General features: G+C 42.5%; 15 protein-coding genes and 1 other annotated feature. Of the genes, 4 read left to right on the forward strand and 11 right to left on the reverse strand.

The features are described 5' to 3' along the window. Positions 1-448: 448 nt before the first annotated feature. Positions 449-592, forward strand: a complete 144-nt coding sequence (locus ACFSVM_RS12725; protein ID WP_177178688.1) for a hypothetical protein — start codon at positions 449-451, stop codon at positions 590-592. A 46-nt stretch (positions 593-638) separates the two neighbouring features. Further along, positions 639-770, forward strand: a complete 132-nt coding sequence (locus ACFSVM_RS12730; protein ID WP_143042098.1) for a sporulation protein YjcZ — start codon at positions 639-641, stop codon at positions 768-770. Positions 771-844: 74 nt separating this feature from the next. On the opposite strand, the gene ACFSVM_RS12735 is transcribed toward ACFSVM_RS12730, so the two are convergent. From ACFSVM_RS12735 to ACFSVM_RS12770, 8 genes are all read right to left on the reverse strand, one after another. Next, entirely contained in the window at positions 845-1603 is a 759-nt protein-coding gene (locus tag ACFSVM_RS12735; RefSeq protein WP_076313581.1) for an SDR family NAD(P)-dependent oxidoreductase, read from the reverse strand. Between the two features lie 36 nt (positions 1604-1639). Beyond that, complete coding sequence (locus ACFSVM_RS12740; protein ID WP_143757757.1) at positions 1640-2593, reverse strand: transketolase family protein; 954 nt, start codon at positions 2591-2593, stop codon at positions 1640-1642. Then, positions 2593-3426, reverse strand: coding sequence for a transketolase (locus ACFSVM_RS12745; RefSeq protein WP_076313579.1), 834 nt, complete (start codon positions 3424-3426; stop codon positions 2593-2595). The genes ACFSVM_RS12740 and ACFSVM_RS12745 overlap by 1 nt, the downstream gene beginning before the upstream one ends. Positions 3427-3592: 166 nt before the next feature. Then, positions 3593-4936 (reverse strand): MFS transporter, encoded by a 1344-nt coding sequence (locus ACFSVM_RS12750; RefSeq protein WP_076313578.1) that lies wholly within the window; start codon positions 4934-4936, stop codon positions 3593-3595. A 307-nt stretch (positions 4937-5243) separates the two neighbouring features. Beyond that, positions 5244-5984 carry a FadR/GntR family transcriptional regulator gene (locus ACFSVM_RS12755; RefSeq protein ID WP_076313577.1) on the reverse strand — a complete coding sequence of 247 codons (741 nt, stop codon included), beginning with the start codon at positions 5982-5984 and terminating at the stop codon, positions 5244-5246. A gap of 205 nt (positions 5985-6189) precedes the next feature. After that, positions 6190-7854 carry a 2-isopropylmalate synthase gene (gene leuA, locus ACFSVM_RS12760; RefSeq protein ID WP_076313576.1) on the reverse strand — a complete coding sequence of 555 codons (1665 nt, stop codon included), beginning with the start codon at positions 7852-7854 and terminating at the stop codon, positions 6190-6192. A 72-nt stretch (positions 7855-7926) separates the two neighbouring features. Further along, positions 7927-8184, reverse strand: a binding site (T-box leader). Positions 8185-8329: 145 nt separating this feature from the next. Beyond that, positions 8330-8818 (reverse strand): tetratricopeptide repeat protein, encoded by a 489-nt coding sequence (locus ACFSVM_RS12765; RefSeq protein ID WP_379262520.1) that lies wholly within the window; start codon positions 8816-8818, stop codon positions 8330-8332. A gap of 39 nt (positions 8819-8857) precedes the next feature. Beyond that, positions 8858-9775 carry a sugar phosphate isomerase/epimerase gene (locus tag ACFSVM_RS12770; RefSeq protein ID WP_379262522.1) on the reverse strand — a complete coding sequence of 306 codons (918 nt, stop codon included), beginning with the start codon at positions 9773-9775 and terminating at the stop codon, positions 8858-8860. Between the two features lie 209 nt (positions 9776-9984). On the opposite strand from ACFSVM_RS12770, the gene ACFSVM_RS12775 reads away from it, so the two are divergent. Together ACFSVM_RS12775 and ACFSVM_RS12780 are read left to right on the forward strand one after the other, a co-directional pair. Then, on the forward strand, positions 9985-10536 hold the full coding sequence (locus tag ACFSVM_RS12775) for a dihydrofolate reductase family protein (protein ID WP_379262524.1): 552 nt from the start codon (positions 9985-9987) through the stop codon (positions 10534-10536). A 422-nt stretch (positions 10537-10958) separates the two neighbouring features. After that, on the forward strand, positions 10959-12200 hold the full coding sequence (locus ACFSVM_RS12780; RefSeq protein WP_379262526.1) for an MDR family MFS transporter: 1242 nt from the start codon (positions 10959-10961) through the stop codon (positions 12198-12200). A 78-nt stretch (positions 12201-12278) separates the two neighbouring features. Here the strand turns inward: ACFSVM_RS12780 and ACFSVM_RS12785 are convergent, their stop codons facing one another. From ACFSVM_RS12785 to ACFSVM_RS12795, 3 genes are read right to left on the reverse strand one after another with little or no spacing between them, the layout of a single operon-like run. After that, entirely contained in the window at positions 12279-12779 is a 501-nt protein-coding gene (locus ACFSVM_RS12785; RefSeq protein ID WP_076313571.1) for a hypothetical protein, read from the reverse strand. 43 nt (positions 12780-12822) lie between these two features. Further along, positions 12823-13455 carry a hypothetical protein gene (locus tag ACFSVM_RS12790; protein WP_379262529.1) on the reverse strand — a complete coding sequence of 211 codons (633 nt, stop codon included), beginning with the start codon at positions 13453-13455 and terminating at the stop codon, positions 12823-12825. A 15-nt stretch (positions 13456-13470) separates the two neighbouring features. After that, positions 13471-13806: a hypothetical protein gene (locus ACFSVM_RS12795; protein ID WP_076313569.1), complete on the reverse strand. Its 336-nt coding sequence runs from the start codon at positions 13804-13806 to the stop codon at positions 13471-13473. Positions 13807-13912 lie beyond the last annotated feature (106 nt).

A 13912-nucleotide genomic window follows, 5' to 3' on the forward strand; every position in this document is an offset into this window, starting at 1 on the left:
AATAGATAGATTTTTTGTCAGATCGACTCAGAATCTCGGAATCTAAAATAGAAAAACAGGAAATTAGCGCTACATTTTGTATCGAGCTAATGAAAGATTTAGTCGAAATGTACTAGGATAAATGCAGCTGTATATTACAACTAGAACATAAAAAAGCCCATATCCTCCTGATTCCAGGATAAATATAGGCTTCACTCACAATTCTTAAGTATTTAGAATGTAGAATTCGAGCTGCAGCAGCTACTGCAATATATTCCACACTGCCTTCAGCATGCTCTTCATTTCCTTCCGTGTAGACATACCCAAGGAGTTCTTCTTCTTGAATATATAATTCATTTTATTGCAAAAACGAAACGATGGAATGTAATTCGACAATTCCACATTCGTCTAGATCAATTCCATTTTTCTGTCATACCTTATCTTATCTTCGGTTAAAGGAGGAATTGAGATGAGCGGAGTTGTTGAATCTTACAGCGGTTACGGTATGGGTGGTTACGGCGGTGGGAATAAGGTCGGCGCTATTTTAGTACTCTTTATTCTCTTGGTTATCATTGCTGCATCCTTTGGTAAAGGCTATTTTGGTGGTTACTAATAATCCAGCATAGAATTTCTTAACCTGATATAAAGGAGGAATTGCTGTGAGCGGTTTAGTTGGAGGCTTTGGGTACGGCCATGGCGGCGATAACACAATCGGAGCTGTTCTTGTACTGTTTATTCTCTTGGTTATCATTTCCGCATCCTTTAAATGGGGCGGATTTGGAGGATACTAATAGACTGAGCAAAAAAGAGGTATTCCATATAAGGAATGCCTCTTTTTTGTGCTTGTTGTATCATGATGAATAAATTAATCCATATGAGATCCGCCGTTAATATCAATCTCCTCACCCGTAATGTAAGCTGCTTCTTTGGAAGCTAAGAAAGCAATTGCTGCTGCAATTTCCTCCGTTTCTCCCGGTCGACCAGCTGGAATTCCGGCGATTACAGCCTCTGCAGCAGACGCTTCCATCGACTTCCAAATATCCGTATTCACTAGGCCTGGAGCGACACAATTGACCGTAATACCGTCGCTTGCCACCTCACGGGCTAAATTTTTGGAGAATCCGAGTACGGCTGCCTTGGATGCGGAGTAATGAGCTCCTCCAAAGACCCCGCCTCCTCGTTTCGCGGACACGGACGACAAGCTGATAATCCGTCCATATTTCTGTTTTCTCATTGGTTCGAGTACAGCCTGTGAGCATAGGAATAATCCGAACATATTTACGTTAAAAACACGTGACATATCTGCCAGACTCATTTCTTCGACAGTTACCTTCTGCGATATGCCTGCATTATTCACAAGAATATCAATTCGTCCGTAAACTTCCATCACTTTATTCATCATCGCTTTTACAGAATCTTCACTGGTAACATTCAGCTCAACACCCAATGCTTCTCCACCTGCAGCTTGAATGGCCCGAACGGTATCCTGAACTCCATTCATATCAAGGTCAGCCACAACGACTGCTGCTCCCTGCTTTGCAAGGGTCATTGCAATAGTACGCCCAATCCCTCTTATAGATCCGCTTCCTGTAACAACAGCTGTCTGGTTCGTTAATTCAAACATGATGTAAACACTCCTGTACCTGTAATTTTGATTTCGTCATTTCAACATTGATTTAGCCGTAGATACAATGTTCTGCACGGTAATACCGTTCAACTCCAGCAGTTTCTCGTAAGGGGCAGATTCACCGAAGCGATCCTGTACACCAATCCGTCTGACAATGGCTCCGCCTTCTTCTGCGACCACCTCACTCACTGCACTGCCAAGTCCATTCAAGATGTTGTGATCCTCCACAGTAATGATTCTTCCGATAGACAAGCAATCGACCACGGCTTCCCGATCGAGCGGTTTAAGGGTATGCATATCAAGCAGCTTTACAGAAATACCTCCCTTCTCCAAATCTTCTGCTGCTTCCATAGCTAGATGGACAGTATCTCCGTTGGCAATAATGGCTACATCTGTGCCATTCTTCAGCTGCTTGGCTTTTCCGATCTCAAATTTTTCATTTTCATCATATATGACGGGAATGGTATCCCGTGTAAAACGCAGATAGACAGGACCATCATGCTCCGCTGCAGCGGCAACCAGCTTACGAGTGGAATAATAATCCGCTCCCATAATAACTGTCATATTAGGTATAGTACGCAGGACCCCCATATCCTCAATTGCCTGATGACTGCCTCCGTCATTTGCAGGGGTAAGTCCACCATGGGAGCAGGCGATTTTCACATTAAGATTCGGATAGCACACCTCCTGCCTGACTTGTTCAGCCATACGCAGTGACCCAAATACCGCATAAGTGCTAATAAAAGGAATCTTCCCTGTTGTTGCGAGACCTGCTGCAAGGCCTGCTGCATTCTGCTCAGCAATACCGACATTGATGTGCTGATTTGGCAGCTTAGCTGCAAAATCTGTCGTTTTACATGATTTGCCAATATCTATATCGACAACATAAATATTTTTGTTCTGCAAGCCCAATTCAACGATTTCGTGACCAAAGGCGTCTCTCGTCGCTATTTTCTTATTTTGCGTGTTTGTTTTGGATGTGTTCATCATTTCAAACCTCCCGCAATTTCTTTCATAGCATCTAAATATTCAGCTTCTTTTGGAGCAGCTCCATGCCAGCCGCAAACATTTTCCATAAATGAAACTCCTCTGCCTTTTACCGTGTTGCAAACGATACATTTAGGTTTACCATTCTGCTTGTCTCGGATTTCATCCAAGGTGCTCACAATCTGCTCCATATCGTGGCCGTCAATTCGTTTAGTCTCAAAACCGAACGCCTGGAATTTCAGCTCTAGATCAAGGTTTGGCATAATTTCATCGCAGGTGCCGTCAATCTGCAGATTATTATCGTCAACGAAGACAATCAGATTGTCTAATTGATACTTGTTGGCCGTTTGTGCGGCTTCCCAGATCTGTCCTTCTTGACACTCTCCATCACCCAGCATCGCAAATACCCTGTAATCTTTTTCGTCCCGTTTACCTGCAATCGCCATACCGACTGCACAGGATAACCCTTGGCCTAGCGAACCGGTAGAAATATCGATGCCCGGGCATTTTTTCATATCCGGATGACCTTGAAATGGAGAACCGTATTTACGTAACGTATGGACATGCTCAAAAGGTACATAGCCTCTATGCAGCAGGGCCGCATATTGGATTGGGCATACATGTCCTTTGGACAAAACGAACCGGTCCCGATCCTCCCATTTCGGGTTTGCAGGATCAATATTCATTTCCTTAAAATATAGAGCTGCGATAATGTCGGCTGCCGAAAAAGATCCCCCGGGATGTCCGGACTGTGCTTCGTAAATCATGGTCAGAGCAGTTTGCCGTAATTCAACAGCCATGTTCTTTAATTGTTCAATACTCGGTTGCTGCATGAATGATCACCTCATGTTTTAGTGAAATGAAAAATATAGACTTCGCATTTGTAATTTTGTCTACTTGTCTCCTAAGTTACTTTAAATAAAAACGAGTATAGAAGTAAATCTGCTTATTTATACTCGCTTATTTCTAATTTGGTTGTTAATCTGCACTTGAATAGAATCATACTAAAGTATCACTCGTATTTTTTATTGGAGCCTGACTCTCGGCAGTGTTGTTCTTGCCGGATTGCTTCACAAGAGTAACGACAATAACGGCACTTACAATCATACTAATTCCCAGAATAATCATTCCCATATTATGTGTTCCGGTAAGGTCATTGATGAACCCTACAAAATAGGGACCGAAGAAGCCTCCAAGATTACCGATACTATTAATGAAAGCGATCGCTCCACCTGCTGCAGCCCCTGTCAAGAAGGACGGCGGAATAGCCCAGAACGGAGAATAGGCTCCAAAAGCTCCGCACAAACTGATCGTCAACAAAATGAATGCGCCTACAATACTGTATTCAGCAATAAACACACTAAGGATCATCGCAATAGCACTTATGATAAGACATCCTGCTACATGCAGCCTGCGTTCATTGGTTTTATCTGAGCTTCTACCTACGAAAAACATGACAACCATGGCGAACAGATACATGGCTCCAAGCACCCATCCCATATTTTGCAAAGACAACCCTGTCGTCTGTGTTAATCCTTGAGAGATCGTCGGCAGGAACATATTTATTCCGTAGTAACCGAACATCCAAAAAAAGTATCCAAATGACAATATAATGACGTCACGGTCTTTGATTGCTTGCCAGAACGTATAGTTTTTCACCTTTTGCTTCGCTTGCGCTTCCTTCGTCGTTACGTCGATAAGCCACGTTTTCTCTTCATTCGTCAACCATTTCGCGTCCTCAATCCGATCTGTCAGATAGAAGTAGCAGATAATACCTAGCAGAATTGCTGGAATCGCTTCCAAAATAAATAGCCATTGCCAACCAGAAAGTCCTAACCAATCAATCTGGAGTAAAAATGTAGAGAGTGGTGATCCGATCGCATTCGCTGCGGGAATGGCAATCATGAAGCCAGCAATTGCCTTGGCATGATGCTTGGATTGATAAAATCCACTCAGATAATGAACCATGCAGGGGTAAAAGCTTGCCTCTGCTACCCCAAGCAGGAATCGAACGATATAAAATTGCACCGGAGTTTGGACAAAAGCCATAATGATCGCAATGAGTCCCCACGATATCATAATGCGGCTGATCCAGCGTCTTGCTCCGATTTTGGTCATCATCGCACTGCCCGGTACTTCTAGCAGAAAATAACCTACAAAAAAGATGCCGGCTCCAAAGCCATATACCGCATCCGAGAAGCCTAAATCCTCATTCATACGAAGTGCAGCAAATCCAATATTTACCCGGTCAAGGATGGATATTGTAAAGCATAGAAACAAAAACGGAATTAATCGAAGCGTAACCTTGCGGGTCGTTGATTTCTCTAGCTGCTGAATATCCATAACAAATTCCCCCATAAAGGTGTAATAATCATGCTATCTAGGTTGACCTGCGGTGGCGAACCTGCTAAATTAACCGCTTACAAAAACTAAAAAAATAAATTTCCTCTCTCCCTTCTTCCATGAACATTATACAAGTTTTTGTAAATTGATCTACTTGTTAACTTGTATCCTAAGTGTTTTGCATCCCTAGTATAAAACTCGCTTAATAAATATGTCAACACTTTATTCACGACTTGTTCAATAATAGGATCTTTTTCATAGAAAAATCCTCCGTTCATCCCTTCTTTGAACAGAGGATTGATTCATGCTATTCATGTTTCCAATAGCGGTCATATAGGTTTTGCATATGCGAAGTCATAAGCTTCTCCGCCCGATCTCCATCATGCTGCTCAATGGCTGAAATAATTTCTTTATGTTCTTGGAAATTCGTGTCTCTATAATCCGGACGGGTAACCGTGCGATCACGGATAAACTTCCACATTTCCTGCTGTTTCATGGCCTCCACTATAGCGGTTACAAACTGAAGAAACAGGTCGTTATGAGAAGCTTTAGCGATTTCGGTATGCAGTCTTTCATCCGTCTCTGGCACATATTCCCCTTGGGCTGTCTCTAATTCCATCTGCGCCACGGTCATGCGAAGAGCTTCAATCTCTTCCTTCGATGCTCTTAGTGCAGCATATTTGGCAATCAATGGTTCGATATTCATTCTCGCCTCAACAATATCCTCTGGTGCAATAGATTCAAGCATAAAAGACGTTTCAGAGGAAGCTGATTCTGAAGGACTCTGAGTACTCTTTACATAAACACCTTCTCCTTGACGTGAATAAATATAACCGTTCATTTCCAAAGCGCTCAATGCTTGTCTAATCGGCGCACGACTTACACCAAACTGAGCACAGAGTTCTCGTTCTGTTGGCAATTTGTCACCTATATCAAATGTTCCTGACTGTATTTGAGACAAGATTTGATCATAGATTTGTATATACAGCTTGCTGCTAGTCACTCGGTTGAATTGAATACAGATCACATCCCTTCTGCTTGATTTCATATTCTATTAGTTATTATTCAATATGTATTATATTATAGCAGTAACTTGTAAGACAACATAATGAGTATTTAGTATAAAAACAAATATTCCCCTTCCGCTAAGGTTGGAGTATGCTCATCACCATTGAATTGTTGTGATGGCTTATTCACCCAGTTTTTTGGAAGGGGATTTAATCAAACGATATATGACCTTGTAAATGAAATAGTTACTGCTTCTGGTTCATTTTATTCACCGCGCTAAACAAAGCCTTGACAGAGGATTTGGCGATATCGGCGTCAACGCCGCAGCCCCAGAATACGGTTCCATTACTGGATGTAATACCGATGTAAGAAACAGCCTGTGATTTGGAGCCCGTCTCAAGTGCATGCTCGCGGTATACCAGGTCCTTATATTCTAGTCCACAATGATTCTGAAGCGCATTACTGATGGCATCCAGTCTTCCGTTACCGTTACCTGTAATTTGTTTTAATTCTCCACCCGTTTGAATCGTTACAATTGTATGGAAGTCCTCATCATCCGGGAACTGGTATTTCACAAATTCGACCGGTACTGAAATGTTTACATATTCCTGCATGAAGATATCGTAAATTTCGTTTGGCATCAGCTCTTTTTGTGTACGGTCTGACACATTCTTGACGACATAACCAAAGTCTTCGCGCATCTTCGGCGGAAGATCAAGGCCATATTTCTGTTGTAAAATGAACCCGATACCGCCCTTGCCGGATTGACTATTGATACGAATAATGTCACCTTCATATTCACGGCCGATATCAATCGGATCAATCAGCAGGTAAGGAACGGACCAGTGGGTACGCTGCTCCTCTTCACGCCATTTCATCCCTTTGGCGATCGCATCCTGATGTGAGCCTGAGAAGGCCGTAAATACAAGTTCCCCGCCATATGGATGTCTCTCATCCACATTCATTTTCGTCAGGCGTTCATATACCGAGATGATCTGAGGAATATTGGTAAGATCTAGCTGAGGATCTACTCCGTGAGAATACATATTCAGTGCTAGAGTGACGATATCTACATTCCCTGTACGTTCTCCATTACCAAATAAGGTTCCTTCTACCCGCTGTGCACCTGCCAGCATCGCCAGCTCCGCATCTGCAACACCGGTTCCTCTATCATTGTGCGGATGGACCGACAAGATTACATGCTCCCGATGGCTTAAGTGTTCACTCATATATTCGATCTGGCTCGCATAAATGTGAGGCATGGACATCGATACGGTAGCAGGCAGATTAATAATCACCTGATTGTCTGCTGTAGGCTGCCATACATCGAGTACACTGTTGCAGATATCAAGAGCAAATTCTATCTCCGTACCGGTAAAGCTCTCAGGCGAATATTGGAACTTAAAATTCCCTTCTGTATCCTGGGCACACTGCTTCAACAGCTTTGCTCCGGATACCGCAATATCAATAATTTCTTTCTTGGATTTGCGGAACACCTGCTCACGCTGAGCAAGGCTTGTGGAGTTATACAGATGGACGACCGCACTTTTGGCTCCTCTAAGGGATTCAAAGGTCTTGCGAATAATATGCTCTCTGGATTGGGTAAGTACTTGAATCGTTACATCATCTGGAATAAGGTTCTGCTCAATTAAGGTTCTAAGAAAAGCAAATTCTGTCTCGGATGCAGCTGGAAAGCCGACCTCAATCTCTTTGAATCCAATGTCCACAAGGAGATTAAAATACTCCAGCTTCTCTTCAAGGTTCATAGGCACCACGAGCGCCTGGTTTCCATCTCTAAGATCGACACTACACCAGGTCGGTGCTTCGGAAATATATTCTTTTTTTGCCCAGTTCATGCTTGTCTTCGGGGGCATAAAATAACCTCTTGCATATTTCTCCACATTTTTCATCGTAACGACCACCCTTTTCCCAATAGTATGTACATCTGATTTATGGATGCAAAAAAAGCCTTCCATCTCTTCATAAGAGACGAAAGACTTTACATCTTACGTGGTACCACTCTAATTCATACCATAAGGTATGCACTCAGGCAGATACAGGTCCAGTTGCAATGAACTTATATCCCCTAATTGATAACGGTTAGGACTCCGGCTCCACCTACTCCAGTTCAGCGAGCTACTTCAAGGCGAGTTCCAACATTCCTATGCGGCTGTTTTGCACCGGACAACAGCTCTCTGATCGCTTGGAATTGATGTACTATTCCTCTTCATCGTATTTAAATATTGATGTCATTTTATACTACAAAATTGAAGTTAGCAAGTGAAATCACGAAAAAACTTACAAGTTCCGTAAAATAAATGACATCGAAGTCCCGAAATTCGAGAGCTGATACTTAACGTTTCTTCAACGAAAGGACATTTCCAGTTAATCCCAGCGCTGATCCAGCTTATCCGCATAGAAGGCAATGGCCTGTCTGTAGCTCTGAACTCCGGAATGATTAGAATTTTCAGCGATTTCCTCCAGCAGCAGCCTCATGGCGGATGCATATTCTTTGAGATTATACTGAACCATTGCAAGAAAGACTCTAAACTCTCTATGATTCGGGAATTCTTCTATACCTTGCCTTAATATGTTCTCGGCAGCTTCATACTGACCCAAGCTTCGATATGTACTGCCCAGTCCCAACAAAGCTCCTGATCTATCTTCTCCCTGTATCCCCATGGAAATGGCCTCCAAATAATAAGGAACAGCTTCCTTCTCAAGTCCTAATGAATCGTAAGTCCAAGCAATCTGATATCTTATTTGCGCCGATTGGTCATTTTCAATTGTATTTTTAATATGAAGTAGTCTTTCCAGCGCTTCTTCCTTGTTTCCTTCATTTCTTAATTTAATGGCTTCCTCTATTAGATTCATAATGAATACTCCTTCTCGCAGCATGCTTGCAGTTATATCTTAACAAGCTGTTTTTTCCCTGTTCATGAGTCCATCTACCCACTCATAGCATTCCGCAAGCTCAGCATCCGTGATACGATCAGATCGGTGCTCGAATAGTATAAGGACATCCGAATTCAGCTCCCGAATGGCGATCAGATAATCCTCGATCGGTGCCCAGCCATCAATAGGAGATAACCTCGGAAGCACCGGATGATGCCTTAGAACCGCGTTATCTGTGTAACGGGCATTGGATAAATGTATTAGCTTGGCATAGGGAGCGTACTTGCGAATTACTTTCATCGCATCAAATTCCGGATCGGTCAAGGACTGAAGAAACAATCGGGCCGTATCCAGACAGATTCGAATAGAGGGATACTTCTCCAGTAGTCGAATCAGCAGATCGGTTTCCACAATGACACTCGGTACAGCGTCAAATTCAAGAACCGGCGTAAAACCGTACTGCTCCCCATAATGGGATAATCTCTGAAATACCTCTTCACTTCTGGCTTCAAAGGATAGGTTCGAATGCTCGCTCTCCCATTCATACTCCGCTTCATTGTCAAAATACCACAGCTCCCAATCCTTCTGTGGATCCAGTCTTACCGGCTTAGGATAATGAAACAGTACATATTCTGGTGTTAATTGCTTATCACGCAAAAACTCCAGCTCTTGTTCAATGAAACGGAATGCTTCTTCTCTAGTGTTCTCATCTGATGACATAAAGAGCGCATCCCGCGAATCATGTTGCCCAGCACGAGGAGCGAAATGAAATCCATACTTGAATCCATCCTTATGGGACAAGGACAAAAGCCTATCAAAATCCTCCACAGACTCATATAAACAATTCTCAATTCCAAAAAAGTGACTCTTGAAATCCCTTTCATATTTACCGAGATCAAAACCACCATATTGTCCGATTAAAAATTGGGCAGGCATCTAACGTCTCTCCTCATACGTATAAGTGATATTTCTTTAGTACTATATCATATACAACCTCTATAGTTTGCAAAAGAAAATGAAAGGAAATATAGAGAAATATGGATATTCGGAAACGAAATAAAGTTAAAGAGATTAATAAGAAAAGGGATTGAAACCTGCTTTATAGAATTGATTTAGATAATTCATTTTCTTGGAGGGATGACTGAATGGCCGAATTGATTTATCATGTTGCAGTTTCACTAGATAACTTTATTGCGGATCAAGGTATGATCGATGGAAAGATTAATAATTCCAGCTTTTTATTTGATGGGGATCATGTCCCAGACTTTTTATCCGATATTCAACAATACGATGCCGTATTGATGGGTGGAAAAACATATGAGTTTGGATTTCAACTTGGTGCTAAGCCAGGTGAACCTGGCTATAAGGGCATAAAGCATTACATATTTTCTAACTCCATGCAGTTTGAGTCAAACGAAGAGGTCGAGCTTGTTAAAGGTGATGCAGTAGGATTTATTAAAAATCTTAAACAGCATGGGAACGGAAAAATTTGGCTATGTGGAGGTGGAGAATTAGCTGGGTCGTTGATTAATCATAAACTCATTGATCAATTAGTGCTGAAGGTTAATCCCATTATAGTTGGTGAAGGTATTTCTCTATTTGGAAGCGTAAAGCCACGTCTTAACTTAAAGTTAGTGGAAATGAAGCAATACTCTAGTGGAGTTATCAAATCAACCTACAATATCATTTATACTTAGGACTATTCTGGAGAACCCCGGTCTTTTTGTAAAGACTCGGGTTCTTTTTTTTCTTAAAGGGGGGTGCATCATATACAGAATTGGACCGCTATCATTTCTTCATTTTCTGCGCGGTTGCTGTGCAAATTCGTATTATAAATGATTTTCAAGCAAAAAAAGCTGTTTTCAAATAGTTTAACTACTTGAAAACAGCTGTATGAGTAACATCAGGTTGAGCGAATGGTTTGTTCAGTTTAACACCAACGGAACATATGTTCGATATTTGCAGCTTCGGAATTAGACAGGCGTCGCCTTGCTTTTCATATTATTAGTATAAATCCTGAATAAATATAAGTCTATATTTTTCCAAAAAAATCATCTATATTTTGATAGACCTGGCCAGGTGAATATATTAATGTGCAAGAATGGAGGCTAGCTTTAAAGTGAAGATTCGGTTGTGGAACACCAATCTGAAGATCCGATTATTTGGTGAATCGCTGTTCAACATGCTGTACTGGATGTACTTCCCTTTCATTACGGTTTATTTCAGCGAAGTGTTCGGATTACAGACAGCTGGGCTTATGATGACAGTGCCTCCCTTGTTCAGTTTGGCCGGCAGCTTAATTGGCGGATACATGGCTGACCGTTTAGGCAGACGTACAGTGATGCTTATCGGTACAGCACTGCAGACCATCATGTTTGCCCTGTTTGCCGCATCGACTCATCATGTAATAGATTATGCGGCTTTTATAGGAATTGGCCTGGGTTCCGCCTTGTACAAACCCGCCAGTTCCGCGATGGTCGCAGATCTGGTCCCGCAGAAGGACCGCAGACAAGTATTTGCTGCTTATACGACGGCGAACAATTTAGGAGCCGTGCTTGGCCCCGCCTTGGGCGCTGTATTCTTCTTCGAATATCGGCAAGAGCTGCTGTGGTGCTGTACCTCCATCATGCTGATCTACTGGGCTCTGATCTTTTTCTTCGTTCATGAGAGCAAGCCCGAATCTGTTACCCATCGTACATCCTCCCATTCATTTCTGAGTTTACTAAGGGAACAATGGACAGGCTACGGGATTATTTTCCGAGATAAAATGTTTCTTCTCTACTTGCTGGCAGGAGTATTCTCGCTCATTTCAATCATGCAGCTGGATCTTTATTTAGCAGTCTATATTACCAATTACGTTCCAGCACAGTCCTTAATCTCTATGTTTGATATAAACATCCGGTTGGAACATACTGAAATATTGGGCTGGGTTCTGGGCTTGAACGGTCTTATGTTTGTGCTGTTTGTACTCCCAGTCACCAGATGGCTGCGTCCTGTACAAGACCGTAACGTATTCATTCTATCTGCATTGCTGACAGGAATCGGTACATTTCTACTCGGACTGGGCACGAATATCTGGTACTTATTTGGCTGCACAATCATCTTCACAATTGGAGAGATCGTAAGATCACCCGTGATGCATAGCTTCATAAGCCAATATGCTCCAGAGCACGCCAGAGGACAATATATGGGAGCTGACCATTTGCAGTATATTGCCGGCCGTCTTTTTGCACCCATTACTGTTTTTTTATCTGCCTGGGTTGCACCGCTTGGTATCTTCAGCCTTATTTTTGCTTCGTCGCTGATCAGTGCACTACTGTACTATGCGTTATTTCGAGGACTTCAATCAAGGGGCGTGTAAATCGCACCAGCATCCGAAATATGGCATGCAAGTGCCTATAACTAACAAAGAGACACAGCGCTTGTGTCTCTTACGTCTTTAAGTTGCTGCATTCGCAGCATTATTCTGCCTGGCCTGAATCGAGTGAACTCCCATGACAACTGCGATCCATTCATAAGAATCCACTTCACTTGATAGGTTATCTAGACGATAGGAGCCCGGACCGAAGAAGCCAGAGGTTCTTGTAAAGGTCGCTGCTACATTCCCCGATTCATCCTCAATCGTATATTCTTTGGAGAAGGCCGGAGAAGTGATGGAATAGATTCCTCGTGAACCCGCATGATATTCATACCTTTTCGTCAAAAAGCTCATCTTGGCCCTGACGATGCCAATAATCTCTTCCTCAGGGTCCATTACATTCCACTTTCCCGAGAACGCACGAAATTTACCCGAATAAACCAAATCACGGGATGGTCCATAAATGTCCAGAGAAGTGCCGAAAGCACTCTTTAAATCGATACTTCCGGCTTCTTGACCCGTGCCATCCACAATTTCTGTCATACCCGAGCTGAAAAAGTTATTCCTGAAATTAAGCTCCATTCCGCTTCCCCTCTTCATTCTGAAATGCAACTCTTATATTGACTCAGATCCAGTCATACTTCTCTCTTATCCCCTGATGAAAGGCATGATCCGGATTCTGCTCGACCATCCTCTGAATGGCCTGCTTCCAAGTCTGCTGGATATCTGCGGGCTTATCCTTCGTAACAGACTGTTTGCTCATCACGCCCTTGAGATAGACCAGATCCTCCTGCAGGCGATCCAAATCCTCTAGAAGCAGCTGATGTGATTTATGACGCAGGTTATTTGTCGATTGCAATGGCTGCAAGAGATCACTCTCAACATACTGGTGGTAGTCCTGCAAGAGATTTGCCATCACTCGGGTAGATGCACTGTCTTGCTGTCTAAAGTAAGGCTCCATCTGCTGAAGCGATATGCTGCCCAGTTCCAGACTGCGTGCTGCCGCATCAAGTCGACTCACCACCTCATCGGTCTCTAGTAAGTCATCTGTCTTAAGCTTCTCTGTCAAATAGGCAATATCTTCTATCGGCAAAGTGAACCCCCTGCCAACCGCTTCATTCCATAATCTTTCGTTTGTTTCCCTTTGAGCCTCCTTGTAATCCATTAGATGAATATTCAGCGCTGCACTAGCAACGAGCAGGATCGATAGCAATCCTATGATTAGTTTACTCTTATGTTTTTTCCAAAAATACATCATTATCGTTCCCCTCACTTATAACGTCCCCGGATGCTTGTAATACTCAATCATCTTAATGAACTGTAATGAATAGTTGCTCTCCACTTCGCTAAGTGAAAATAATTTCCCTTCCCATTCATGAAGTGCAAACACATAATCATGTCTAACCTCATCCATGGCCGGTTTGCCTATGTATTGTCCTTCGTAATCTTTGAACTGGTCCTTAAATGCTGTATCAAACATGATCCGATGCTTAAATGATGCATGGACAAAAGCGTTAACCAGCACCAAGGTGTCATGACTCTTATCGACGACCAGATAAATATTGCCGCGATCATCTTCAATAAGATCTTTGTTGATTTGAATATCCATGTTCTCCACTCCTTTTCTCTTATTTATACTTACACTTTAATATAGCGCAAAAGTTATTTTTGAATGACTTGTTATAGCTAATATTAATTATAATACCATTTATTCT

Origin of the sequence: Paenibacillus shunpengii, assembly GCF_042684905.1 — a bacterium.
Taxonomy (GTDB): domain Bacteria; phylum Bacillota; class Bacilli; order Paenibacillales; family Paenibacillaceae; genus Paenibacillus; species Paenibacillus shunpengii.